Here is a 22,735-nt window from a genome sequence, read left to right as displayed (position 1 = left end):
GCCGCCTTCGTCGTCAGATCCGGGCCAGCGCCCGGCGCAGCGGGTCGAGCCCCAGGGAGCCGAGGTCGAGCGCCCGCCGGTGGAACTCCTTGAGGTCGAAGTCGGCGCCCTTGCGGGCCTTCGCGTCCTCCCGGGCCTGCAGCCAGATCCGCTCGCCCACCTTGTACGACGGCGCCTGTCCCGGCCAGCCCAGGTAGCGGTTCAGTTCGAACCGCAGGTTCTCGTCCGGCACCCGGCAGTGCGCCCGCATGAACTCCCAGCCCAGCTCCGGCGTCCACCGCTCGCCGGGGTGGAAGTCGAACGGGTTGTCCTTGGGGATCTCCAGCTCCAGGTGCATGCCGATGTCGACGATCACCCGGGCCGCCCGGAACGCCTGCCCGTCGAGCATGCCGAGCTTGTCGCCCGGGTCCTCCAGGTAGCCCAGCTCGTCCATCAGCCGCTCGGAGTAGAGCGCCCAGCCCTCGCCGTGGCCGGACACCCAGCACAGCAGCCGCTGCCAGCGGTTGAGCAGGTCGGCCCGGACCGCGGTCTGCGCGACCTGGAGGTGGTGACCGGGTACGCCCTCGTGGTAGACCGTGGTCACCTCACGCCAGGTGGAGAAGTCGGTGATGCCCTGCGGCACGGCCCACCACATCCGGCCGGGGCGGGAGAAGTCCTCGCTCGGGCCGGTGTAGTAGATCCCGCCGTCGCTGGTCGGGGCGAGGCAGCACTCGATCCGGCGCACCTGCTCGGGAATGTCGAAGTGGGTGCCGTGCAGCGCGCCGATCGCCTTGTCGGCAAGCGCCTGCATCCAGTCCCGGAACGCCTCCTTGCCCTGGATCGTGCGGGCCGGGTCGGCGTCCAGCGCCGTCACCGCCTCGTCGATCGTGGCGCCCGGCCCGACGATGCGGGCGGCCACCGCGCGCATCTCGCCCTCCAGCCGGGCCAGCTCCGCGAATCCCCAGGCGTACGTCTCGTCGAGGTCGACCCTCGCGCCGAGGAAGTACTGCGAGGCCAGCTCGTACCGCTCCCGGCCGGCGGCCTGCTTGTCCCGCCCGACCGGGGCCAGCTCGTCGCGGAGGAACTGGCCGAACCCGGCGGTGGCGGCGGTGGCCGCCGCGGCGCCCCGGCGCAGCTCGGCGTCCAGGGTGCCCTCCGCGCCGAGCCGCTCGACGAGGCCGTGGAAGAAGTTGTCGCCGTTCGGGTCCGTCCAGGCGTCGCACTGCTTGGCGACCTCGATCAGCTGCGCCTTCGAGCTGACCCGGCCGGCGGCGGCCGCCTCGCGCAGCGTCGTCTTGTAGCCCTCCAGCGCGCCCGCGAACCTGTTGAGCCGGGCGGCGATGTCGGCCTGCGCGTCGGCACCCTCGGTCGGCATCAGGTCGAACACCGAGCGCAGGTCGTGCAGACCGCTGGTGATCACGTTGACCTCGCTGGTCGTCTCGCCCGCCTCGTACCGGGCGAGGTCCAGGCCGAGGCGCTCCTGCATGGCCTCCCTGGCGGTCCGCTCCGACTCGGAGTCGGGCTCGGTCACGTCGAGCTCCGCGAGGGTACGCCGGGTCAGCTCGGCCCGGGCCGCGTAGCCCTCCGGTGACAGGTCGTCCAGCTGGTCGTCGTATCCGGAGATGCCGACGTAGGTCGCGCCGGTCGGGCTCAGCGGCGCCCAGTCGGCGACGTACCGGTCGGCGAGGTCATCGATTCGTCCCACAGGCTGACCCTACGCGACCGTGCCGGCCGGCTGTCGACCGTGTTTGCCGTGTTCAGGGCAGCAGCTCGGCCGGATCGAAGTCGATCGGGAACGGCGCGTCGGCCCGCAGCCGCCCCCCGCTCACGACCTTCGCCACCGTGTCGTAGCCGCCGAACTCGCCGAGGGCGAGCAGCTCCACCGCCGCGTGCCGCAGCCGCCGGGAGATCTCCACCCGCATGAAGTACGGGACCCGACCTTCCGCGCAGCGCTGCGGCTTGTCGACGAAGTCCTGCCGACGGCTGCCCGGGGAGACGAACTCGACGGCCATCGTGCAGAGGTGGGCCGGGATCCACCGGTCCTCCTCGTCGCTCTTCGGCAGGGCGTGCAGGACGGTGAGGTCGGGCTGGATCCAGCGCTGCGGCGAGAAGGTCAGGTTCACCTGGCCGTACACGTAGTAGCCGGCGGCCTCGGCGGCCGGCGCGAGGATCCGACCGAGCCTCAGCTCGCCAAAACTGTTCGTGCCGACCTCAGCGGGCGTCATGACCAACCTTCCGTCGATGCACTCGTAGCGCGCATCCGGCAGCTCCGGCAGCGGGAGGTACCGCGCGGCGAGCTGGGTCGTCCACATCCCGTCGAGGTCCGCGAGCGGGTCGAATCGCATCGGCATCGCCATCGGGGGCACCTCCTCGGCTGGTCAACGCTCCACCAGCGTAGGCGGTTTCTGTGGCGCGGGACACGGTGGCCGAAAAGCGCGAGACCCCGTCGTACCGCTCCGGCAGAGTGTCAGGGGTGAACATGACCCCCACCCCTGACAAGCCGGCGCTGCGCGGCTGGCTGCCGGGCTTCGTCGCGCTCGCCGCGATCTGGGGCTCCAGCTTCCTGTTCATCAAGGTCGGCGTGCGGGAGCTGCATCCGCTGCACCTCACCCTCTACCGGGTCACCACCGGGGCGCTCACGCTGCTGCTCGTGCTCCTGGCGCTGCGCGACCGGCTGCCCCGCGAGCCCCGGGTCTGGGCCCACCTCTTCGTGGTCGCGGCGCTCGGCGTCGCCGTCCCGTTCACCCTCTTCGGGTACGGCGAGCAGCGGGTCGAGTCGATGCTCATCGGCATCTGGAACGCGACGACGCCGCTGGTCGTGCTGCCGATGGCGATGCTGGTGTTCCGCACCGAGCGGCTGAGCGCGCGCCGGACGGTCGGCCTGGGGCTCGGTTTCGCCGGGGTGCTCGTGGTGCTCGGCGTGTGGGAGGGCGTCGCCGGCTCGCACTTCACCGGCCAGCTGATGTGCTTCGGCGCGGCGGCCTGCTACGGCGTCGCCATCCCGTACCAGAAGCGGTTCGTCGCGGGCAGCGCCCACTCCGGCCTGTCGCTCTCGGCGGCCCAGCTGGTGCTGGCGGCCGGCCAGCTCGCCATCGTGGCGCCGCTGGTGGCCGGGGCGCCGCCGGCGCCGACCGGCCTGTCGGTCGAGGTGCTGGCCAGCGTGCTGGCGCTGGGGCGCTCGGCACCGGCCTGGCCTTCGTGATCAACATGCGGAACATCCGGGTGGCCGGGGGCCCGTGCCCGGCCCGTCAGCCCTGCGCCCACTCCAGCAGGCGCTCCGCCGGCCAGGTGTTGACCACCCGGTCGGCGGGGACGCCGCAGCGGGCCGCCCGCTCGCAGCCGAAGGGCTGCCAGTCGAGCTGCCCGGGCGCGTGCGCGTCCGTGTTGATCGCGAAGCGGCAGCCCGCCTCCAGGGCGAGCCGGATCAGCCGCTTCGGCGGGTCCTGCCGCTCCGGTCGGGAGTTGATCTCGACCGCGACGTCGTGCTCGGCGCAGGCGGCGAAGACCGCGTCCGCGTCGAAGTCGCTCTCCCTGCGGGTCCGCGCCCGGTGCCCACGGTCGCCGGGGCCGGTCACCCCGATGGGACGGGACGACACCATCCGGCCGGTGCAGTGGCCGAGGATGTCCAGGTGCGGGTTGGCGACGGCCGTCAGCATCCGGCGGGTCATCTTGCCCCGCTCGTCGTTCAGGCCGCTGTGCACCGAGCCGACCACCACGTCGAGGCGGGCGAGCAGCTCCTCGTCCTGGTCCAGCGAGCCGTCGGCGAGGATGTCCACCTCGATCCCGGTGAGGATGCGGAAGCCCTCGGGCAGCGCCTCGTTGACCTTCGCCACGTGATCGAGCTGCTTGCGCAGCCGGTCGGCCGTCAGGCCCCGGGCCACCGTGAGCCGGGGCGAGTGGTCGGTCAGCACCACGTACTCGTGGCCCAGCTCGACCGCCGCGAGCGCCATCTCCTCGATCGGCGAGCCGCCGTCGGACCAGTCGGAGTGGGTGTGGCAGTCACCGCGCAGGGCGGTGCGCAGCGCGGTGGCCTCGGCGTCCAGGTCGCTGCCCTCGGTGGCGACCAGCCGGCGCAGGTAGACGGGCTCCTCGCCGGCGAGTGACTCGGCGACGCAGCGGGCCGTGACGTCGCCGACCCCGGCCAGCTCGGTGAGCTTCCCGGTGCGCGCCCGCTCGGCGACCTCACTGTCCGCCAGCGCGGCCAGGGCCTTCGCCGCCGACCGGAACGCCCGCACCCGGTAGGTGGCCTCGTTGGCCCGTTCGAGCAGGAACGCGATGCGGCGCAGGTCGGCGATCGGGTCGCGGGGGCTCATGCCCTGCAACCTACGCGCCCGCGCCGCCGGCCGCGGTACGACCGGCGGCGGTCGCCGGTGCCGTGATCAGCCGGCCCCGCCGGTCGTGGCCGGCGCCTTCGGGCAGCCGTGCTTGCGGTGCCATGCGACCACCTCGGCGGCCGGCTCCCGGTTGCCGCCCCGGCGCCACGAGTCGAGGTACCGGGCCGGCCAGACCACCCCGCGCCGGATCCACCAGTCGTCGTGTCCGCGGCAGGCCGGCGAGATGCCGAAGTGCAGGTGGCAGACGTTGTTGGCGTTGCCCGTCCGGCCCACCTTCCCGAGTTGCTGGCCGGCCCGGACCCGGACGCCGGCGTCGACCTCCGGGGCGATGACGCTCAGGTGCGAGCCGTAGTAGCGCACCCCGTCGTCGCCGAGCAGGGACACCGACAGGCCCCCGTTGTACGGCCCGAGCGGCCCCCGCCGGTCGAACCGGTCCACCCGGCTCACCTCCAGGATCGTCCCGTCGGTCACCGCCACCACGGGCTTTCCGCAGTCGGCGAAGATGTCCGTGCCCGGGTACACGGAGTGGGTGGGGTGGTAGGCGACGTCGCCCGCGCGTACCGGGAAGACGTGTCGCAGGCCGGCGCGGGCCGGCGCGGGCGACGGCGACGGGGTGGCGGTCGCCGGGGCGGGCGGCACGGTCGTCGGGGCCGGCTGCCCGGCGTCGGTCGGGCCCGCCCAGCTGCCCGTGGGCGTCGCGGCCGGCGGCGGCGCCCCGCAGCCGGCGGCCAGCACCGGCGCGAGCAGCAGCAGGACCGGGTACGCCGCGCGCCTGCGGCGACGGGTGGGACGCGAGGCCATCCGGTCATCCTGACAGAACGGCTACGGTGGGACGAACGGTCCGCCCGGCGCGGACCACGGCACGCGGAAAGGAATGACAGCCATGACCTGGCAGCCCGCCCTCCCCGGCCGGCCCGAGCCGGGTCGCCCCGCGCATACCCCCTCCGGGCTCTTCCCCGCCGGCCCGCCGTCGCGCCCGACCTGGCGGGAACCGCACCGGGTGACCGGGACGGGGGTCGCCGCGGGCGGCGCGCTCGCCGCCGCGTGGCTCGTGCTGTTCGGCCTGCTCGGCCGGGACGTCCCCGGGTACGCGTGGTGGACGATCCTCGCCGGCGGGCTGGCCTGGCTGGCCGCCCTGGCCCTGGTCCGGTTCGGCGACCGGGGGGTGGCGACGGGCATCGCCATCGTCACCGCCGGAGGCTGGAGCATCGCGGCGGCGGTGGTCGCCGTCCGATGGGCCACCAGCGGCAACTGGCCCCTGTGGTGAGGCCCCGGCCGACCTGGCCGAACACCCTCGGTCGCGGGCCGGCTGCGCAGTGAATCCCGTCTTGACGTACCCGCGTGGACGGCGCACGCTCGGCGGTATGGCCTGGACCACTCCCCGGCTCGCTCCCGAGCGGAGCCGCCGCCGCCTGCAGATCCTCGCCGAGCTGTCGGGTGCCCGAGCGGTACGCCGGCGAGAGCGGCCGTGGCGTGCCAGCACCGAGCAGTTGCGGCAGTTGATCGCCACCCGGCGCCGCGTCGCGGGCTGACCGGTTCCGGCCGACCACACTTTCCATACTTTCCGCAGGATCCGGCCGGCCCTTCGGGGCGTTGCCCGGTCGCCTGCCGACCCGACCGGTTAACGTGCACGCGTAACGAGTCGGCGTGCTGCGCCGAGGCCAATTTGGGGGGACCGTGTCGTACTTCGCTGCCGCCGTGGTGCGCGACGACGGCGGCTGGACCGCCGCCGAGGTGAACCTGCGGGGCGCCACCGACGTCGACGAGGTCGCCGACCGGCTCCGCGACGTCGACCCGGACGCCGACCTGTCGTTGCTCTTCGTCGAGGCCGACGACGCGTACCTGGTCATCCTGCGGTTGGACGACGGGGAGGACCTGCGGATCTTCGGCTCGGACTCCGCGTACGCCGAGGAGTCCCGGCTCGGCGCCCTGCTGGTCGGCGACCTGAAGACGTCGGTCACCGGCTTCGACGACACCGAGGAGGCGCGGCCGAGCGCCGCCGGGGGCGACGAGGACGGCGAGCAGCCGGCGGTGGACCCGGAGGCCGACCCGGTGGGCGACGCGGACATCCTCGCCGACCTGGGCGTCTCGCCGCAGCGGCTGCTGAACCTCTGCGCGCACGAGGGCATGCTGCCCGCGGACGTGACCGCCGAGATCTGCCAGGTGCTCGGCTGCGTCGACGAGGTCGAGGAACTGCGTGGCGTCTGACCGGCCGGGCGGCGACGGCGGGCCGGCGGACGCCGGCACCGGCGGCTGGGTCGGTGCGGCGCGTTCCTTCGCCGGCTGGACCGGGGGCGCCGAGCCGGCCGACGCGACGGACCCGGCGCTGGAGGGGCTACGGCCCGGGCAGCCGACCCCCGGCGCGGTGGGCCGGGCGGGGCCGGGAGCCGACGAGGGCCTCGTCGACCCGACCGGCGCGGGGCGGCGGCAGCGGCACGAACTCTGGATGCGTCGGGCCCTGGAGATCGCCGTCACCGGGCCCGACCTCCCGGCCGACGGCCCGGCCGGCGTGGACGACATCCCGGTCGGCGCGGTCCTCTACGGCCCGGACGGCGCCGAACTGGCGATCGGGCGCAACGAGCGGGAACTGACCCAGGACCCGACCGCGCACGCGGAGGTGCTGGCCCTGCGGCGGGCCGCCGAGCGGCTGGGCCGGTGGCGGCTCGACGGCTGCACCCTGGTGGTGACCCTCGAACCCTGCACGATGTGCGCCGGGGCTCTGGTGCTGGCCCGGGTCTCCACCGTCGTCTTCGCCGCCTGGGAGCCGAAGACCGGCGCGGTCGGGTCGCTGTGGGACGTCGTCCGGGACCGGCGGCTCAACCACCGGCCGGAGGTCTACGGGGGCGTCCTGGAGGCCGAGAGCGCCACCCTGCTGCGCGCCTTCTTCCGGTGAGCGTGAAAGAAAGGGCCCCTTCCTGGCGCCACGCATCTCGCACGGGAAGGGGCCCGGTGGCTCAGGCGATGATCGTGTCCAGGCCGATCTCGACCATCTGGGAGAAGGTCTGCTCGCGCTCCTGCGAGGTTGTCTTCTCGCCCGTCTTGATGTGGTCGCTGACCGTCAGGAGGGTCAGCGCGCGCACCTTGAACCGGGCGGCGATCGTGTAGAGCGCCGCGGACTCCATCTCCACGGCCAGCACGCCGTAGTCGGCGAGGGCGTCGTAGAGGTCCGGGCGGTCGGTGTAGAAGGCGTCGGCCGCCAGGATCGGCCCGACCCGCATGCTGACGCCCCGCCGCTCGGCCATCTCGACCGACGTACGCAGCAGCCCGAAGTCGGCGACCGGGGCGTAGTCGATCAGCCCGTCGAAGCGCATCCGGTTCATGTTCGAGTCCGTGGACGAGCCGATCGCGGCCACCACGTCCCGCAGTTGGAGATCCTCGCTCAGGGCGCCGCAGGAGCCGACCCGGATGAGGCTCTTCACCCCGTACTCGTTGATCAGCTCGTGGGCGTAGATCGAGGCGGACGGCATGCCCATGCCGGAGCCCTGGACGGACACCTCCACGCCGTTCCAGCGCCCGGTGAAGCCCAGCATGCCCCGGACCGTCGAGTAGCACTTGGCGTCCTCGAGGTAGGTCTCCGCGATCCACTTGGCTCGCAGCGGGTCGCCCGGCATCAGGACCCGCTCGGCGATCTCTCCCGGCTTCGCGCCGATGTGCGTACTCATGTCAGGGATCCTGCCAGGCCGGCGGGGGGCATACCGGTTCGGCGTCCGCCCCCGGGGTGCTGTACCCTACTCGGCGGTGGTGTGTCCGAGTGGCCTAAGGAGCACGCCTCGAAAGCGTGTGAGGGTTTACGCCCTCCGCGGGTTCAAATCCCGCCGCCACCGCTCGCTGAACAGCGAGAACGCCCGGTCGATCCATATGGATCGACCGGGCGTTCCGTTTCTGGCCTGGTCTCGCTGGCGGGCATCCGGCCGGGTCGGCCGTTCGGTGGTGGCGAAGACGCGCACCCCGGTGCAGGGGACGGGCGTCACCCGTTCCGACTTCGACGGCGACGACGTCGCGGCCAGCGGCGACCCCTTCAACTACAGCCTGCCCCACACCCCGAGCGGCGTGGTCGCCGTTCGCTACTCGTCCGCGCCGCACAACGACTACCTCATCGGCCAGTCGGCCGTCCCGAGCACGGCCGAGCGCGACGACTGGTTCGGCAACTCCGTCGCGATCCTGAACCCCAACGGCACGGGCCCGCTGGACGCGGTCGTGGCCGCGTTCGGGGAAGAGGTGACCGGCGACACCGCCGGGGATCCGTCCGGGGCCATCACCCGGTTCCACGGCTCCACCGGCGGGCTCGTGCCGCAGAGCACCATGTGGACCGGCCTGGCCCTGCGCACCGACCGGATCTGGCCGCAGTCGTACGGCCTGAACATCGCCGGGCCGCAGAGCACCTACTGAGCGACCCGGTGACGTGGCGGTGTCCGGGTGGTCCGGACACCGCCACGTCGGCGAGCTGCCCTCAGCAGGGGCCGTGGCCCTCGTCGAAGAGGCGGCGGGCCCAGTCGGCGTACCCCGCGACGATCTTCCGGACCGTGCGCCCGTCGTGCAGGAACAGGTACGCGCGGTCGCCGCTGCGGGCCAGCAGCCCGTCGAACCGGTGCGTCCCCTGTGGAGCGCGCAGCGGGTGCAGCGTGCGGTAGCGGGCGCGGACCTCCTCGACGGAAGCGCCCACGCTGATTCCCTCCGGGGTGCGGAAGGGGTCGTCGACCCAGAGCAGGACCAGCCGGTCGTCGACGAAGACCGGACTGGCCGCGTGGCCGGCGAGCGTCCGGCCGCACGCGTCGACCCCGGCCTGCAGCAGTCCCCGGCGGGTCAGGTCCTCCTCGGTGTCGCCGAACTCGACGTCGGGCAGGCCGTTGAGATCCACCACCACGTCGTTGCCGGCCGGCCTGACGCCGTCGACCAGCCCCTGTGGATGGACGCCGCTGCCGGCGATGGAAGCGGCCGTCAGTAGCGCCGCGATGAAAACGAATTGTCGCAATTTCATGGAATCCCCCAGTCCCCAACGGGACCGGGGCGCTCAGGTTGCTGCCGATCGGCGGATTGCCGGTTTTCCCACTCCTCGGCCAGGTCGTCCCAGTAGTCGGCGGACAGCCCCCGCCGCCCGTGCGCCAGCCAGCCGGCGGTGTTCCGCTCCAGGTGCAGGCCCAACTCGGCGAACGGGTCGATCCACCGGCCCGGCTCCGCGCCGATGCGGACCAGCGCGGCGTTGAGCGGCCACCGCTCGCGCGGGGAGTCGAGCACGTCGTCGAAGTGCGGCCCCCAGTACGCCTCGCCGCCCAGCCAGACCATCGCCGCCTGGCGCCCGAGGCCGCCCGAGAACTCCGCCTCCAGGTACGCCACCGGCCCGCGCCGGGACCACCGCGCCAGCAGCCCGGCCAGGGCCGGCGAGAGCACCAGGTCGAACGGCTGCTCGACGCTCGGCTCCCCGACCGCGTAGTCCGGCAGCGCGCCGGTCAACTCCTCGACCAGTTGCGGGGTGAGCGGCAGCAACGCGAAGTCCTGGCGCAGCGCGGCGAGGACCGCGTGGTCCAGGTCGGCGGTCTGCTCGCGGAGCAACTCGACGTCGGCGACGACCGCGCTGAGCTGGTAACCCATCGCACCCTCCGGGCGTCCACAGGCTGTGGATGGAACATGTGTACGAAGCCGCGCAGCCCGGCGGCATTGGGCCGATCATCGCAGGCCCCGGCAGAGCTCATCAGCCCGTGCGGTACGAGGAAGGGCCGACCCGCCGGGGCCGGCCCTTCGTTGCTCGTCCGTCGGGAAGGAAACGGTCAGGCGACCATGCGGTAGCCGAAGTTCGCGCTGCCGGTGGGGCCGCCGAGGGTGCCCAGGTGGAAGCTGGTGGCGCCGGTGCCGGTGAGGCCGGTTGGGCCGGTCTGGAGTTTCCACACGCGGCCCTTGTAGCCGTCCTCGCCGTTGCCGCCGACGTAGACTTCGGGGCTGCTGTTCTTGTCGGTGTCGGCGATCACCAGTGAGTTGCCGAAGTAGTCCCGCCGAGAATTGTGGCCGCGCAGACGGCGGCTGAGCTGAGCGCTTTCCTGCGCATCGGAGAACCTTCGTTCGAGGAGCGGCCGGGGGAGCCGCTCGAAGATCGAATACGCGGGATGTTACCGGCCCGGCGGCGAACAAGGCGCCCGTGAACTGGGCGAAAGCGCCAATCAAGGCGGAGAGTGCAGACAAGTACGACGACGCGGCGGAGCAACGACGGCCCGTGGCACCGAAATGGCGCGGCCCCGCTCGCAGCGACGAAAGCGGGGCCGCGTGTTGCTACATCGTGGCTCGGCCGGTGCCGGGGCAGGTGCCGCGGCTACCTATGGCCTGGTGCGGCGGGCAGGAACCGCCGGGGGCTACGCCGACACGGGCTCCGCAGACGGAGCACTGACTCTGAGGTGCCATGACTGGACTCCCTGGGGGATCTGGTAGTCCGGGTAAGGGTCCGTTTCCGGCTCGCGCGCCGATCCTGACGCCGCGGTGGCCCGCAGGTAGATCACTGACCGGTCGCGGCATGTGATCCGCAGCGCCGACGGAGTCCGCTGGCCGTCCTCGATCCAGCCGACGTCGGACACCGCGCACAGCTCCCACCCGCTGAACTGGTCAGGCCGGGCGACGTCGAGGAGCTGGTGAGCGAGCACGAGCAGCCGCCAGAAGCGCCACCGCGGGGGCGGCATCTCGCCGAGCGGCACGGGCTGCGCGTCCCGGGGTGGGACAGCCGCCCAGAGCATGGCGCTTGACCCGTTTGCGTGCGTCACCTTGACCCCTGGGGGGGATTGGCCGCCCGGCTCGCTGTCTCGGCCATACCGCCCGATCGCGGTGATGTCCGGGTGCTCGGCGGCCTGGAGGAGGGCTTCCATGATGTCCAGGGCCTGGGATACCTGCACGGGTGCTCTCCTGATCTGTCGGGGATCGTGGCAGCTCACGGGCCGGGCCAGTCTACCGGCGGGGCGGCGGCGCTCGGCTCCGACGCACGCCGGCCTACCGGTTCGCCGCGTCGTACAGGGCCTCGCCCCGCGCCGTGATCTCGATGCACCACGGCTCCGGACAGTCGACCGAGGGCCACCGGCACTCCAGGCCGTGGCCGCGGACCCGCACCCAGCCGGGCACGTCGGTCGGCTCCCCGCCGACGTCGACGACCCGCAGATCCAGGTACGTGGTGCCGAGCTGCCCGACGTGCGTGGCCCACTCGCCGGCGCGCAGGGACAGCCGGGTGTCGGCGGGGAGCATGATCCTCACTGTCACTCCTCCAGGCCGACGTAGCGGGCGTAGATGGTGAGCCGCCCGTCGATGGTGCGGCAGACCGCCTCGTACGCGCCGGCCGGCTGCCATGCCAGGTCCAGGCCCTGCCGGATCCGGGTCACCAGGACCCGCGCGCCCGCACCCTCGACGACCACACCCCACGCCCCGGGACGCTCGCGCAGCTCGACAGCCGCGCGCCGGGCGGCCTTCCTCATGAGTACGTTGTTGCCGCGTCGAGCCGCCGGGGGCGGCTGCTCCCACCGGACCACACCAGCCGTCAGCACGACCCCACCAGCGCCCGGAACTGCGCCATGTTGGCGGCGGCCAGGTCGACCAGGGACCTCGCCCAGGCGAGCTGGTCGCAGCCCTGCTCGATGCACCTTCGGCAGGGCCGGCCGGCGTCGTGGTCGGCCACGACGAGGCTGACGACGAACAGCAGGTCATCCGGGCTCAGCTTTCCATCGATGCGGCTCACCGCTCGGCCCTCGTCCCGTAACAGGTGCGCTGGCCCAGGGTCATCCGTACGTTCGGGACGAACTGCGTCGGCTCGCAGTGCCAGCGGCTGTTCCGCAACCGCTGCGCCTGGTCGAGCAGCCGCCGCTGCGCGGCTGCCTGCTCGGCGGCCTGGTGGCGCTGGCCGGTGCCAGGCGGCGGAGGCGGGTCGGACCGCCGCAACAGCCTCCGCACGATGTCGCGCAGCTCGGACCAGATCGCCACCGGATCGCCTCCCTCATCCACGTAACCGGGGATGGCGGCGGCGAGGCTGTGGTTCCGTATCGGGTGCCGGGGCCGGCCCGCCGCCGCCCCAAGGGTCCGATCAACCGCCGCCGTGGAGGCAACGACGGGTAACCGGAACCTCACGCCAGGGTCAGGCGTGCGGCGTTGGTTCTCCAGGTGCGATCGGTACGACGATCAGCGGAGAGTCAAGGTTCTGGTACGCGGTGTACGAGTTCGGACTACGCCTCGCAGCCCACCAGCGTGGCCAGCTCGGCCAGTTCCTTCGACATCGTCCGACGTCGGCTCTCCGCAATGGACTGCACGATGTCCCGCGCGTACCGCTGGTGCCGCAGCCACGCCGGCGCGAGCTGTCGCAGCTCCTGCAAGACGGCGGTCGCCTCTGGGTACTGTCGGCGCTGGGCGTGCGCCCACGCCACGTCCAAGCGGTGGCGCTGCCAGCTGGACCCGACTGGGGTCGGGCCGGGGGGCACCATGCCGGCCAGGTCCAGCACCCTCGCCGGATCGCCACCCACGGCCGCATTCTCTACCCGCTGCATCTGCACCCTGCCGGCGTTGAATCCGCCAACCATCATCAGGTGCTCGCCGCCTGGGTCGCGCTCGCCGATTCGGACCGCCGCTGCGGCTGCGGCGTCGACCAGCTCGGCCGCCTCGTCCGGCCGGTTGTCCCTGGCGTACGCGGCGGCGGCGCCCATGGTCAGCCAGCCCCACGCGGCCAGCTCTGCCGGCGCGGCCCGAGAGAACCGTGGCTCGATCCGGTCGGCTGTACTTACGGCTAGCTCGGCCGCCTCGGCGATGCGACCCTGGCGCATCAGCAGCCAGCACATGCCCTGAATTACTGTGGCCGCGACGACCTGATCGCCAGAGCGGCGCGCGGCCTGGAGCGCATCGGCCAGCGCGGTCTGCGCGAGGTCTCCGGCGCGTAGTTGGATCAGCAGATTGCCAGTGAGGTGCAGCGTGCGGGCGAGCAGCGCGTACGCGGCGGGCTGCTCGTCGGCGGCGGCAAGGTCGACGGCGGCCCGGACGTCGAGAAGTAGCGGAGGCATCTCGGCCAGCGCGTGAGCATAGTTGTTGGCCTGGTATGCCCGGTCGACGGTGTGCAGGCGAGCCCGGAGCACGTCGGGTGCTGGCGGCTCCGCAGCGCGCGGGATCAGCGGGACGCCGGTGAGGCCGTGAACAGGCGCAACCGCGCGGCGGATCTCTGCCAAGGACAGCGGCCGGTGGTCCGGTTCGGCGCGTGCGGCGGCCTCGGATGCGTCGCCGAACAGTGCGGTCGTTGGCAGGCCCAGGGCACGGGCGAGTGCGTGGAGGGTTTCCAGACGGGCGGATCTGCGTGCGCCCTGCTCCAGCTTGCGGATCACCTCGACGCTGATCCCAGAGTGCTCGGCAAGTTGTTCCTGCGTAAGGCTGGCCTGGCGGCGGAGGCGGGCGAGGTGCTCGCCGGTGGTCGACTGGCTCATGGTTGGCTCCCCGGTATGAGGGCTGGGCGGCGTTCCGCCAGCCTCCACTCCAGCGGGCCGCCACTGTTGACGGTACCGCTGGCGGGCCAGCCCGACAGGACAGGACATCTAGCGCCGCGGCACGTAATTCGCGGTGCCGACAGTGCTTGCTGGCTGCCCTCGATCCAGCCAACACCGGACGCCACGCGTAGTATCCAGTCGCCGAACTGTTCAAGCCGGCTTGTTGAGGATTTGGTCGGCCACCTGCCCACAGGCAGGTCAGCCGGCAGCAGCCGTCAAGGCTTGCCGGTACTCCGTTGTCCGCTCGGCGTCACAAGGACCGTCCCTAACTGGGACCACGAGGGGACGTGTCTCGTGCGCCAACCTTCTATCCCACAGAACCACGCTGGTTTGTCTACTGACACCTCCCTCGGGCCTTGACACGGACTCATGGCTGTTCTGTCGCAGCGCACAGGAGTCTCCCGTTCTAGGATCCAGGCAAGTCGAGCAAGGAGTGACATGACCGCCGAGCTGCTTCCACACACAGGGTCAGAGGCTCAAGCCGCCGCACGGGTGGTGCGGCTTAAGGTATCGAATTACCGGTCGCTGAGCGACGATGTGGTTGTAGAGTTTGGCGATCTTACCGCCTTCGTAGGTCCAAATGGGTCGGGTAAGAGCAATGTCCTTGATGTCTTCCGGTTCCTGCGGGAGGCCCTCACGTTCGGCCTGGAGCCGGCCATCTCTAAGAGGCTGGGAATCAATCGGCTGCGTCGCGTCGCACCAACGAAACCGCGTGCAGTGAAGATCAGGATTGATCTACAGTCTGCGGCGTGGAGTGCCGCCTATGAACTGCAGATCAATGCGGCGAAGAATGCCTCCTATCGAGTTGAAAACGAAACTCTGCACACGCCCTTCTCTGACGACGAGACTTCCCTCCTTGTTGATCGGGGTAGGGTGCGAATTGCCCCCAGTGGGCTCTCCCCTCTTGGGAGCGATACGGAACTGGTTCTGCCGGCGTTGGCAGGTGACCCTCAGATTAGGCCCGTCGTTGAAGCGCTACGCTCCATCCGGATCCACAGCATTTTTCCACGCGAGCTCGGCCAGCCGCAGCCAATCGGTGTTGCGCCGCCCCTTGACGACACTGGATCGAACTGGTGTGCAGTGCTCAGGACAATGGATGAATCAGCCCTACGGGAACTGCAGCTCGGGTTGGAGCGGATCACTGGCGACATAACAGGCGTCCGGGTGGATTCTGCAGGCGGCTACTATACTGCAGAATTTGAACATCGTCTCCGTGGTGGTAATCGCTGGTTTAGTGCTGGCCAAGAAAGCGACGGGACATTGCGTTTGGCGGGAATTCTGACGGCGCTTCTGCAGCACCCGAGTCCACCCCTCATGGGCATTGAGGAGCCCGAACTTACCATCAATCCGGGATTGCTCCCGTTGCTATATGACTATCTGCGAGCCACAAGCAGGCGATGTCAGGTTGCGATTACCACCCATAGTCCTGACCTGCTCGACTTGCTCGACATGGATGATGTCCGAGTTGTCGAGCGGGTGGATGGTGCCACGTACGTGGGAGGGGTTGCGGATCATCAACGTGCGATAGTCAGAGAGTCTTTGCTGTCACCTGGAAACCTGCTGCGTTCCGGCGGCTTTCGGACGGATGTGGTAGATCAAAACCTCTTCGACTTGTTCAGTGAGGATAACTGAGCATGGTGTCTGCAAATGGCCGCTTAGTGATTATTCGCGAGGGGCGCGGCGAAGATGGCTCGGTGGAGAACCTTGTAGTTCGCACTGGGAAGGAGCTTGGTGTGATGCCGAGTCCCTTCTGGTCTATTCCTCCCAGTCCTCGCTACGCCATCACTACGCCAGAGCAAGCTGTACGTGCGGCCCGGATAGCGGCGACCCTCAACCCATCGGCTGCTCTCCTGACTGCCGACTTGGAAGACTCGTGCCCGGCGACTGCCGCGCCACGCTTCGCAGATGCCGTTGCCAAAGCTGGCGTCGGCTTCCCTGTTGCGGTCCTGTTCTTTTATCGAGAGTATGAAACTCTCGCGATCTCCATCGCGCGATCACTTGGGGGAAGCGTGCTGAAGTCGCCGACCGGACAAGCGATCATCACGCTCCAGAGCCCGCAGAGTGTGCCTTCCAACCCGGAGCAGTTGCGCGATGCTAAGGGTTGGGTGGAGCGTGAACTGATGGGAGGTGTCTCATATAAGCCTACGGTTCATCAACTTCCCCTTACGCGCGCGATGAAGATCGCCGAACTCCGAGCCGCTGGCTTAAGCTCTTTCCGACGCTTAGAGAGCGCACTTACGTTTCTTGCGACGGAGGTTCGAGAGGGTCGCGCTGGCATCTATCCGAAAGCTTGATAGCTTTTTGTCCTGTCGCCTACGCATCCGCCGCAAGATTTGCGATGTGTACAGAAGCTCTCGTCATCCTCGCACCGCCTACGCCACCATCTGTCGAACGGCCGAAACTTCCCTCGGAAAAATCGGGACGGGTGGCCTCGTCAACCACACGCGCGATGAACCACCGCCGGTCGTGCGTGGTCAGCCGGGTGCGCGAGACTGCAGCCGCGCCTGCCGGCCGGGGACCTCCTCGAAGGAGCCAAGGGCGGCCCGGTAGTTACCACTGCCTACGTCAGGAGGCGCGACGGCGTGACTGCAACCTCCCGTAGCCGGAGGCGTGGCCGGGTGTGGGGCTCATCCGGGCAACTGAGACTCCTACGACGGAGGGCCGGTCCCCGATGGGACCGACCCTCACGTTCGTGCTGCTCAGCGAGCGGAGGATACGAGATTCGAACTCGTGAGGGTGTGAACCCAACACGCTTTCCAAGCGTGCGCCCTAGGCCTCTAGGCGAATCCTCCGCGGAACAGGATACAGGTCCCAGACGTGGCGGCCACCCCACCACCCCCCGAAGATCCACCGAACATCGGGTAGGCTTGGTGGCACCTCCCGTGCGGCGGTATCTCGTGAACCTCCCCAGGGCCGGAAGGCAGCAAGGATAAGCGAGCTCTGCCGGGTGCACGGGAGGCCTTTTTGTCTCCGGTGCCCGGCAACCTCCCCGCCCGTCCGGTCACGGGGTGGTGGGTGGTCACCCGCGCCTGACCGGCGCAGAATGGCTCGGTCGAGAGGAGGCGGGACGGGTGACACTGGCCCTCTACCGCAAGTACCGGCCGCGTACGTTCGCCGAGGTCATCGGGCAGGAGCACGTCACCGAGCCGCTGTCGCAGGCGCTGCGCAGCGGGCGGCTCAACCACGCGTACCTCTTCTCCGGCCCGCGCGGCTGCGGCAAGACCTCCAGCGCCCGGATCCTCGCCCGTTCGCTGAACTGTGAACAGGGTCCCACCCCCGAGCCGTGCGGCCAGTGCGAGTCCTGCCGGTCGCTGGCCACCGACGGGGCCGGCTCGATCGACGTCATCGAGATCGACGCGGCCAGCCACGGCGGCGTCGACGACGCCCGGGAGCTGCGCGAGAAGGCGTTCTTCGCGCCGGCCCGCAGCCGGTTCAAGATCTACGTCATCGACGAGGCGCACATGGTCTCGTCGGCCGGCTTCAACGCCCTGCTGAAGCTGGTCGAGGAGCCCCCGGAGTTCGTCAAGTTCATCTTCGCCACGACCGAGCCGGAGAAGGTCCTCGGCACGATCAAGTCGCGGACCCACCACTACCCCTTCCGGCTGATCCCGCCGAAGGTGCTCCGGCCGTACCTCGAGCAGCTCTGCGAGGCCGAGGGCGTCACGGTCGAGCCGGCGGTCTTCCCCCTCGTCGTGCGCGCCGGCGGCGGCAGCGCCCGGGACAGCCTCTCCGTGCTCGACCAGCTCATCGCCGGGGCCGGGCCCGAGGGGGTCAGCTACGCCCGGGCCGCCGCGCTGCTCGGCGTCACCGACTCCGCGCTGATCGACGAGATGTGCGACGCGCTGGCCGCCGGGGACGGCGCCGCCGCGTACGCCACCGTCGACCGGGTCGCCGAGGCCGGGCACGACCCGCGGCGGTTCGCCTCCGACCTGCTGGAGCGGCTGCGCGACCTGATCGTCCTCCAGCAGGTGCCCGACGCCGCCGGAAAGGGCCTGATCGACGGGCCGACCGACCAGATCGAGCGGATGACCGCCCAGGCCCAGCGGCTGGGCCCGGGCACCCTGTCCCGGTGCGCCGACATCGTGCACAACGGCCTGGTCGAGATGCGCGGCACCACCGCGCCCCGACTGCTGCTGGAGCTGATCTGCGCCCGGATGCTGCTGCCCGGCGCGGACGACTCGACCGGCGGCCTGCTCCAGCGCCTGGAGCGGATGGAGCGCCGGCTCACCCTGGGTGGCGCCGAGCCGCCGCCCGCCGCCGGCCCCGCGTCGGTCGCCCCGCCCGCCGCCGGCCCCGCACCGGTCACCCCGCCGGTCCCGGTACGCCCGGAGCCCGCCACCCCGCCTGCGGCGGCTGTCGGGGCTTCCGCGCCGGCGGCGGCGTCCGCCGCCCCGGCGGGTGACCCGGCACCCTCCGCCGCTTCCGAGGCCGCTCCGCCCCCGTCCCGGCGGGAGGTCTCGGTGGAGGCCGTCATACCCGAGCCGGCCACCCCAGCTGTGTCCCGCTCCGCCCCGGAGCGTGCCGGCGCACTGGGTGCGGTGCAAGATGCCTGGCAGAACGTTGTCGGCAAAGTTGGCCGAAAGAGCAAGAAAGTAGCGGCTTGGGCCAGGGAGGCCACTGTACGCGAGGTGGACGACCAGACCCTGGTTCTCACGTTCCGCTATCCGTTCCACGCGCAGGCACTTTCCAACGAGCCGGGTCTGGTCATCGAGGCGCTCTACGAGGAGCTGGGCGGCCGTTGGCAGATCCGCTGCGAGGTCTCCGGCGAGCGGGGTGGGGTCGCGCCGGGTGGCGGGCCCCGGGCGGTGCCTTCCGCGGCGGCTCGCCAGGCCCCGCCAGCCCCGGGAGCCACCGCCCCGGCCCACCCGTCCAGCGGCACGCCGGTCGGGCCCGCCGTCGGGCCCACGGGCCGGGGCAGTGCCACCTCGGCACGGCCCGGTGGCCCGTCGGCCGTCTCGGCCGGCGACGACGAGGACGACTGGCCTGAGCCGGCCCGCCCCGGCGGTGCGGCGCCCGCCGGGAGCGCCCCCCAGGACGAGGAGTGGCCGGAGGCCGCCCGCCCGGGCGGGCCGGTCCCCACCGCAGTCTCGGCGTCGTCGCCGACGCCGGCCCAGGCGACAGAGCCGGCTTCGGCCACCGCCCCGGCCCGTCCTGCCGCCCCGGCCCCGGCCCGTCCCGCCGCCCCGGCCCCGGCCCGTCCCGCCGCCCCGGCCCCGGCCCGTCCCGCCGCCCCGGCGACCCCGGCGCCGGCCGTCCGGCCGGGCAGCGGTACCGCCGACAGTGCCGGCGGCGCCAACGGCCGTGCCGGCGGCGCGCCGGTCAGCAGTGGCCTCGCCGCCGCGCGGGCCGCCGCCGCGGCCGGCCGCGGCCCGCGTACCGAGAACGGGGCCCGGAAGACGGCGGACGCCGCGCGCAGGACCGCGGACGCCGACTGGGCCGGCGAGCCGCCGTACGACCCGGACTACGACGGGCCGCTGCCCGGCGCGGGGCGTCCGGGGCCGACGGCACCGGCGACCCCGACCTACGAGGGCTTCGACCCGGGCGACGAGCCGCTGGACGAGGTGATCGACGAGCGGACGGCCCGGCAGTCGAGTGAGGAGCAGGCGGTGCGGCTGCTCCGGGAGGTCTTCGGAGCCGAGAAGATCGACGAGGTGGACGCCCGCTGACCGGTTGATCTACTCGATGTCGGCGACATGGCGGCATCCGTGTGGCTCGGACACCCCCACGTCACCGACATGGCACGGGATGCGCGGACACCCCCATGTCACCGACATCGAGGCGTCGCCCGTGCCGCGGAACGGGCCGCGCCCCGACTAGGCTGGGCGCGGCCGAGCAGACGAGTGCGAGAAGGAGCCATCCGTGCGCCCAGGTGGACAGCCGAACATGCAGCAGATGCTGAAGCAGGCGCAGAAGATGCAGCAGCAGATCGCCAAGGCGCAGGCCGAGCTCGCCGAGGCGGAGCTGACCGGCACCGCGGGCGGCGGCCTCGTCACCGCGACCGTCGCCGGTACGGGCGAGCTCAAGGCGATCCGGATCGACCCGAAGGCCGTCGACCCGGAGGACGTGGAGACCCTGGAGGACCTCGTCGTCGCGGCCGTGCACAACGCCGCCGAGGCGGCGCGCGAGCTGACCGAGAAGAAGATGGGCCCGGTCGCGGGCGGCATGGGCGGCCTCGGCCTGCCCGGTTTCTGAGCCGGTCGACAGATGTACGAGGGCGCAATCCAGGACCTGATCGACGAGCTGGGGCGGCTGCCGGGCGTCGGCCCGAAGAGCGCCCAGCGGATCGCGTTCCACGTCCTGTCCGCGGATCCGGCCGACGTCAACCGGCTGGCCGGCGCGCTGCGCAAGGTGAAGGATCTGGTGCGTTTCTGCACCAGTTGCTACAACGTCGCCGAGTCCGAGCAGTGCCGGATCTGCCGCGACCCGCGCCGCACCGACGAGGTGCTCTGCGTGGTCGAGGAGCCGAAGGACGTGGTGGCGATCGAGCGGACCGGCGAGTTCCGGGGCCGCTACCACGTGCTCGGCGGCGCGATCAACCCGTTGGAGGGGATCGGCCCGGACAATCTGCGGATCCGGGAGCTGATGGCGCGGCTCGGTGGCGGGACGGTGCGCGAGTTGATCCTCGCCACCGACCCGAACACCGAGGGCGAGGCGACCGCGACGTACCTGGCCCTGATGGTCAAGCCGATGGGGATCGCGGTGACCCGGCTGGCCAGCGGGCTGCCGGTCGGCGGCGACCTGGAGTACGCCGACGAGATCACCCTCGGCCGCGCGTTCGAGGGGCGCAGGGCAGTCTAAGCGCCCGCTTCTCGGGTGGGACGGCCCGCATCGGGAAGTGCGCCGGCGAGAGCACCCTGGGCCGGGGTGGCTAGGTCCTGGTCGTACGCGTGGCCGCCCGGACCTCGATCGCAGCCGCGCCGTCGGTTGTGGCCCGCCCGCCGCACCGCGAAAGAGTTCGTGGAGAGCATCTGTAAACGGCAAGGCGACGGTGGTGTTCAATCTCACGCGCACGGCTTGGGTTCCGTGCGGTGATTTGCCCGCCACCGGTCTGCCGTGCCCTACCGTCCCGGTCGCCACCGGCCGTCCTGTGACACCCCTGTTTGCCTTCCGTCAATTGGTGTCAGATCGGATCGCTTGGTGTCGGGTTGATAGCGATTGACTTACGACCATTCCGCTTCGCGGTGTCGTGTCATAGCCTCCCGCTCACGGAGCGAGCCACCAACCCGGCGTGGGCACGCGGATGACAGAGGTGAGAGATGCAGGCGAGAAGGCTCAGGACGGCGGCGACCCTCGCGGCCGTTACCGCCCTTGCGGTCGGCGCGGCCGGCTGCGCGGAGAGCGACCGCGGCGGTGACAGTGGCGAGGCCAAGACTGGCGGCACCTTCATCTTCGCTGGGGCCGGTGACCCCAAGAACTTCGACCCGATCTTCAACGACGACGGCGAGTCGTTCCGGCCGGTTCGGCAGATGTTCGACACGCTGGTCTCGCACAAGCCGGGTACGGCGGAGCTCCAGGGCGGCCTGGCCGAGAGCTGGGAGCACGACGCCGAGGGCAAGGTCTGGACGTTCAAGCTGCGCCAGGGCGTGAAGTTCCACGACGGCACCCCCTTCAACGCCGCGGCGGTCTGCTTCAACTTCGACCGCTGGTACAACATGAAGGGCGCCGCCGCCCAGTCGCAGATGATCTACTACATGGACGTCTTCGGTGGCTTCGCGAAGAACGAGGCCGAGGGCGCCGGCACGTCGATCTACAGCAAGTGCGAGGCCAAGGACGACTCCACCGCCGTCCTGACACTCAACCAGTACAAGGGCGCGTTCCCGGGCGCGTTCGCGCTGACCTCGCTCTCGATGGCCAGCCCCGAGGCGCTGAAGAAGCACGACGCCGACACGGTGAAGCAGAACGGCGACTCCTTCGAGTACAGCGCCTTCGCCACCACCAACCCGGTCGGCACGGGTCCGTTCACATTCGGCGGCTGGGACAAGGCCAAGAACGAGATCACGCTGAACAAGAACCCCGACTACTGGGGCGAGAAGGCCAAGGTCGACAAGATGATCATCAAGATCATCAAGGACGAGAACACCCGCAAGCAGGAGCTGCGCGCGGGCACCGTCCAGGGCATCGACTTCCCGGCCCCGGCCGACCGCAAGGCGCTGGAGGGTGAGGGCTTCCAGGTCATCAACCGCCCGGCGTTCAACATCCTCTATCTCGGCATCAACCAGAAGAACCCGAAGCTGAAGGACCTGCGGGTGCGGCAGGCGATTGCCTATGCGCTCAACCGTCAGCAACTGGTGCAGACCAAGGCCCCGGGCGGGTCGAAGGTCGCCGACGAGTTCATGCCGGACACCGTGCTCGGCTACGCCCCGGACGTGCAGAAGTACGAGCACAACCCGGAGAAGGCCAAGCAGCTGCTCAAGGAGGCCGGCGCCGAGGGGCTGACCCTCAACTTCTACTACCCGCCGGACGTCTCCCGGCCGTACATGCCGAACCCGCAGGAGATCTTTACCGTCCTCGCGAACGACCTGCAGGCCGTCGGCATCAAGGTGAACGGCGTGCCGCGCCCGTGGAACGGTGGCTTCAAGGACGACGTCCAGCAGTTCGGCAAGCAGGACCTGCACATCCTGGGCTGGACCGGTGACTACAACGACCCGGGCAACTTCGTCGGCACCTTCTTCGGCCGTGGCAAGGTCGAGTTCGGCGACCAGGCCATGACCGAGATGTTCGACGCCATCGCCAAGGCCGACGCCACCGTCGACGAGGCGGGCAAGAAGGCGGCCTGGGAGCAGGTCAACCGGGACATCGCCAGCAAGTGGCTGCCGGCCGTGCCGATCTGGCACGCCCCGCCGGCCATCGTCGTCACCAAGGACGTCAAGGGCCTCGTCGCGAGCCCGCTGACCGACGAGCGGTTCAACACCGTCAGCGTCTCCAAGTGACGTCAATCGG

Annotated in this window: 25 protein-coding genes, 2 tRNA genes, 1 other RNA gene and 1 pseudogene; 14 read left to right on the top strand and 15 right to left on the bottom strand. The window is 71.1% G+C overall.

Going from position 1 to position 22,735, the window contains the following annotated elements; genetic code table 11:
• Positions 1 to 13: 13 nt before the first annotated feature.
• Positions 14 to 1,684: a DUF885 domain-containing protein gene (locus tag ACGFIZ_RS06505; RefSeq protein ID WP_393416434.1), complete on the bottom strand. Its 1,671-nt coding sequence runs from the start codon at positions 1,682 to 1,684 to the stop codon at positions 14 to 16.
• A 52-nt stretch (positions 1,685 to 1,736) separates the two neighbouring features.
• Entirely contained in the window at positions 1,737 to 2,336 is a 600-nt protein-coding gene (locus ACGFIZ_RS06500) for a Uma2 family endonuclease (protein ID WP_393416432.1), read from the bottom strand.
• Between the two features lie 116 nt (positions 2,337 to 2,452).
• Here ACGFIZ_RS06500 and ACGFIZ_RS06495 point away from each other — a divergent pair.
• A pseudogene (locus ACGFIZ_RS06495) lies at positions 2,453 to 3,339 on the top strand (DMT family transporter); the annotation flags it as partial.
• On the opposite strand, the gene ACGFIZ_RS06490 reads toward ACGFIZ_RS06495, so the two are convergent.
• Together ACGFIZ_RS06490 and ACGFIZ_RS06485 are read right to left on the bottom strand one after the other, a co-directional pair.
• Entirely contained in the window at positions 3,228 to 4,292 is a 1,065-nt protein-coding gene (locus tag ACGFIZ_RS06490; RefSeq protein WP_393416430.1) for a PHP domain-containing protein, read from the bottom strand. The pseudogene ACGFIZ_RS06495 and the gene ACGFIZ_RS06490 sit on opposite strands and share 112 nt — an antisense overlap.
• Before the next feature lie 66 nt (positions 4,293 to 4,358).
• Positions 4,359 to 5,114: a M23 family metallopeptidase gene (locus tag ACGFIZ_RS06485; RefSeq protein WP_393416429.1), complete on the bottom strand. Its 756-nt coding sequence runs from the start codon at positions 5,112 to 5,114 to the stop codon at positions 4,359 to 4,361.
• Positions 5,115 to 5,196: 82 nt separating this feature from the next.
• Here ACGFIZ_RS06485 and ACGFIZ_RS06480 point away from each other — a divergent pair, with 82 nt between their 5' ends.
• From ACGFIZ_RS06480 to ACGFIZ_RS06465, 4 genes are all read left to right on the top strand, one after another.
• The gene (locus ACGFIZ_RS06480; RefSeq protein ID WP_393416427.1) at positions 5,197 to 5,580 is read left to right on the top strand and encodes a hypothetical protein; all 384 of its coding nucleotides are present in this window, start codon (positions 5,197 to 5,199) and stop codon (positions 5,578 to 5,580) included.
• Between the two features lie 97 nt (positions 5,581 to 5,677).
• Positions 5,678 to 5,845: a hypothetical protein gene (locus ACGFIZ_RS06475; protein ID WP_393416426.1), complete on the top strand. Its 168-nt coding sequence runs from the start codon at positions 5,678 to 5,680 to the stop codon at positions 5,843 to 5,845.
• A gap of 145 nt (positions 5,846 to 5,990) precedes the next feature.
• Positions 5,991 to 6,521, top strand: coding sequence for a tRNA adenosine deaminase-associated protein (locus ACGFIZ_RS06470; protein ID WP_393416424.1), 531 nt, complete (start codon positions 5,991 to 5,993; stop codon positions 6,519 to 6,521).
• Positions 6,522 to 6,759: 238 nt separating this feature from the next.
• Positions 6,760 to 7,206 (top strand): nucleoside deaminase, encoded by a 447-nt coding sequence (locus ACGFIZ_RS06465; RefSeq protein ID WP_393416475.1) that lies wholly within the window; start codon positions 6,760 to 6,762, stop codon positions 7,204 to 7,206.
• Positions 7,207 to 7,267: 61 nt separating this feature from the next.
• On the opposite strand, the gene deoD is transcribed toward ACGFIZ_RS06465, so the two are convergent.
• Complete coding sequence (gene deoD, locus ACGFIZ_RS06460; RefSeq protein WP_393416422.1) at positions 7,268 to 7,975, bottom strand: purine-nucleoside phosphorylase; 708 nt, start codon at positions 7,973 to 7,975, stop codon at positions 7,268 to 7,270.
• Positions 7,976 to 8,050: 75 nt separating this feature from the next.
• Here deoD and ACGFIZ_RS06455 point away from each other — a divergent pair.
• Together ACGFIZ_RS06455 and ACGFIZ_RS06450 are read left to right on the top strand one after the other, a co-directional pair.
• Positions 8,051 to 8,137 (top strand) — tRNA-Ser (locus tag ACGFIZ_RS06455).
• A 106-nt stretch (positions 8,138 to 8,243) separates the two neighbouring features.
• Positions 8,244 to 8,702, top strand: coding sequence for a hypothetical protein (locus ACGFIZ_RS06450; RefSeq protein WP_393416420.1), 459 nt, complete (start codon positions 8,244 to 8,246; stop codon positions 8,700 to 8,702).
• 61 nt (positions 8,703 to 8,763) lie between these two features.
• Here the strand turns inward: ACGFIZ_RS06450 and ACGFIZ_RS06445 are convergent, their stop codons facing one another.
• The 9 genes from ACGFIZ_RS06445 to ACGFIZ_RS06405 form a co-directional block, all read right to left on the bottom strand.
• Positions 8,764 to 9,255: a hypothetical protein gene (locus ACGFIZ_RS06445; protein WP_393416473.1), complete on the bottom strand. Its 492-nt coding sequence runs from the start codon at positions 9,253 to 9,255 to the stop codon at positions 8,764 to 8,766.
• A 32-nt stretch (positions 9,256 to 9,287) separates the two neighbouring features.
• A complete protein-coding gene (locus ACGFIZ_RS06440) occupies positions 9,288 to 9,902 on the bottom strand; it encodes a hypothetical protein (RefSeq protein WP_393416418.1) in 615 nt (204 codons plus the stop codon).
• Positions 9,903 to 10,078: 176 nt separating this feature from the next.
• Positions 10,079 to 10,276 (bottom strand): hypothetical protein, encoded by a 198-nt coding sequence (locus ACGFIZ_RS06435; protein ID WP_393416416.1) that lies wholly within the window; start codon positions 10,274 to 10,276, stop codon positions 10,079 to 10,081.
• Positions 10,277 to 10,654: 378 nt separating this feature from the next.
• Complete coding sequence (locus ACGFIZ_RS06430) at positions 10,655 to 11,185, bottom strand: hypothetical protein (RefSeq protein ID WP_393416414.1); 531 nt, start codon at positions 11,183 to 11,185, stop codon at positions 10,655 to 10,657.
• Between the two features lie 94 nt (positions 11,186 to 11,279).
• The gene (locus ACGFIZ_RS06425; protein ID WP_393416412.1) at positions 11,280 to 11,537 is read right to left on the bottom strand and encodes a hypothetical protein; all 258 of its coding nucleotides are present in this window, start codon (positions 11,535 to 11,537) and stop codon (positions 11,280 to 11,282) included.
• Between the two features lie 2 nt (positions 11,538 to 11,539).
• Complete coding sequence (locus ACGFIZ_RS06420) at positions 11,540 to 11,824, bottom strand: hypothetical protein (protein WP_393416410.1); 285 nt, start codon at positions 11,822 to 11,824, stop codon at positions 11,540 to 11,542.
• Positions 11,818 to 12,015, bottom strand: coding sequence for a hypothetical protein (locus tag ACGFIZ_RS06415; protein WP_393416408.1), 198 nt, complete (start codon positions 12,013 to 12,015; stop codon positions 11,818 to 11,820). Before ACGFIZ_RS06415 ends, ACGFIZ_RS06420 begins: the two co-directional genes overlap by 7 nt.
• On the bottom strand, positions 12,012 to 12,257 hold the full coding sequence (locus ACGFIZ_RS06410) for a hypothetical protein (RefSeq protein WP_393416406.1): 246 nt from the start codon (positions 12,255 to 12,257) through the stop codon (positions 12,012 to 12,014). Before ACGFIZ_RS06410 ends, ACGFIZ_RS06415 begins: the two co-directional genes overlap by 4 nt.
• A gap of 239 nt (positions 12,258 to 12,496) precedes the next feature.
• Entirely contained in the window at positions 12,497 to 13,735 is a 1,239-nt protein-coding gene (locus ACGFIZ_RS06405; protein ID WP_393416404.1) for a helix-turn-helix domain-containing protein, read from the bottom strand.
• Between the two features lie 498 nt (positions 13,736 to 14,233).
• On the opposite strand from ACGFIZ_RS06405, the gene ACGFIZ_RS06400 reads away from it, so the two are divergent.
• Together ACGFIZ_RS06400 and ACGFIZ_RS06395 are read left to right on the top strand one after the other, a co-directional pair.
• Complete coding sequence (locus ACGFIZ_RS06400) at positions 14,234 to 15,427, top strand: AAA family ATPase (protein WP_393416402.1); 1,194 nt, start codon at positions 14,234 to 14,236, stop codon at positions 15,425 to 15,427.
• Between the two features lie 2 nt (positions 15,428 to 15,429).
• Entirely contained in the window at positions 15,430 to 16,089 is a 660-nt protein-coding gene (locus ACGFIZ_RS06395; RefSeq protein ID WP_393416400.1) for a hypothetical protein, read from the top strand.
• 413 nt (positions 16,090 to 16,502) lie between these two features.
• On the opposite strand, the gene ACGFIZ_RS06390 is transcribed toward ACGFIZ_RS06395, so the two are convergent.
• A tRNA-Ser gene (locus tag ACGFIZ_RS06390) sits at positions 16,503 to 16,587 on the bottom strand.
• 82 nt (positions 16,588 to 16,669) lie between these two features.
• On the opposite strand from ACGFIZ_RS06390, the gene ffs reads away from it, so the two are divergent.
• From ffs to ACGFIZ_RS06365, 5 genes are all read left to right on the top strand, one after another.
• Positions 16,670 to 16,759: signal recognition particle sRNA small type (gene ffs, locus ACGFIZ_RS06385), an RNA gene on the top strand.
• Between the two features lie 107 nt (positions 16,760 to 16,866).
• A complete protein-coding gene (locus ACGFIZ_RS06380; protein WP_393416398.1) occupies positions 16,867 to 19,461 on the top strand; it encodes a DNA polymerase III subunit gamma and tau in 2,595 nt (864 codons plus the stop codon).
• A gap of 217 nt (positions 19,462 to 19,678) precedes the next feature.
• Positions 19,679 to 19,987, top strand: coding sequence for a YbaB/EbfC family nucleoid-associated protein (locus ACGFIZ_RS06375; RefSeq protein ID WP_246140594.1), 309 nt, complete (start codon positions 19,679 to 19,681; stop codon positions 19,985 to 19,987).
• A gap of 12 nt (positions 19,988 to 19,999) precedes the next feature.
• The gene (gene recR / locus ACGFIZ_RS06370) at positions 20,000 to 20,593 is read left to right on the top strand and encodes a recombination mediator RecR (RefSeq protein WP_145774005.1); all 594 of its coding nucleotides are present in this window, start codon (positions 20,000 to 20,002) and stop codon (positions 20,591 to 20,593) included.
• 458 nt (positions 20,594 to 21,051) lie between these two features.
• A complete protein-coding gene (locus tag ACGFIZ_RS06365; RefSeq protein WP_393416396.1) occupies positions 21,052 to 22,725 on the top strand; it encodes an ABC transporter substrate-binding protein in 1,674 nt (557 codons plus the stop codon).
• Positions 22,726 to 22,735 lie beyond the last annotated feature (10 nt).

This window comes from Micromonospora sp. NPDC048830, assembly GCF_043198215.1.
In the GTDB taxonomy this organism is placed as follows: Bacteria; Actinomycetota; Actinomycetes; order Mycobacteriales; family Micromonosporaceae; genus Micromonospora.
The sequence above is the reverse complement of the archived record's forward strand: the minus strand, read 5'-3'. Positions and strand labels throughout refer to the sequence as shown.

What these genes read in the sequence shown, in the direction of transcription:
- ACGFIZ_RS06485 (WP_393416429.1), bottom strand. Translation starts at nt 5,114, where the DNA reads ATGGCCTCGCGTCCCACCCGTCGCCGCAGGCGCGCGGCGTACCCGGTC.
- ACGFIZ_RS06490 (WP_393416430.1), bottom strand. Translation starts at nt 4,292, where the DNA reads ATGAGCCCCCGCGACCCGATCGCCGACCTGCGCCGCATCGCGTTCCTG.
- ACGFIZ_RS06500 (WP_393416432.1), bottom strand. Translation starts at nt 2,336, where the DNA reads ATGGCGATGCCGATGCGATTCGACCCGCTCGCGGACCTCGACGGGATG.
- ACGFIZ_RS06405 (WP_393416404.1), bottom strand. Translation starts at nt 13,735, where the DNA reads ATGAGCCAGTCGACCACCGGCGAGCACCTCGCCCGCCTCCGCCGCCAG.
- deoD (WP_393416422.1), bottom strand. Translation starts at nt 7,975, where the DNA reads ATGAGTACGCACATCGGCGCGAAGCCGGGAGAGATCGCCGAGCGGGTC.
- ACGFIZ_RS06365 (WP_393416396.1), top strand. Translation starts at nt 21,052, where the DNA reads ATGCAGGCGAGAAGGCTCAGGACGGCGGCGACCCTCGCGGCCGTTACC.
- ACGFIZ_RS06375 (WP_246140594.1), top strand. Translation starts at nt 19,679, where the DNA reads ATGCAGCAGATGCTGAAGCAGGCGCAGAAGATGCAGCAGCAGATCGCC.
- recR (WP_145774005.1), top strand. Translation starts at nt 20,000, where the DNA reads ATGTACGAGGGCGCAATCCAGGACCTGATCGACGAGCTGGGGCGGCTG.
- ACGFIZ_RS06465 (WP_393416475.1), top strand. Translation starts at nt 6,760, where the DNA reads ATGCGTCGGGCCCTGGAGATCGCCGTCACCGGGCCCGACCTCCCGGCC.
- ACGFIZ_RS06395 (WP_393416400.1), top strand. Translation starts at nt 15,430, where the DNA reads ATGGTGTCTGCAAATGGCCGCTTAGTGATTATTCGCGAGGGGCGCGGC.
- ACGFIZ_RS06480 (WP_393416427.1), top strand. Translation starts at nt 5,197, where the DNA reads ATGACCTGGCAGCCCGCCCTCCCCGGCCGGCCCGAGCCGGGTCGCCCC.
- ACGFIZ_RS06400 (WP_393416402.1), top strand. Translation starts at nt 14,234, where the DNA reads ATGACCGCCGAGCTGCTTCCACACACAGGGTCAGAGGCTCAAGCCGCC.
- ACGFIZ_RS06440 (WP_393416418.1), bottom strand. Translation starts at nt 9,902, where the DNA reads ATGGGTTACCAGCTCAGCGCGGTCGTCGCCGACGTCGAGTTGCTCCGC.
- ACGFIZ_RS06475 (WP_393416426.1), top strand. Translation starts at nt 5,678, where the DNA reads ATGGCCTGGACCACTCCCCGGCTCGCTCCCGAGCGGAGCCGCCGCCGC.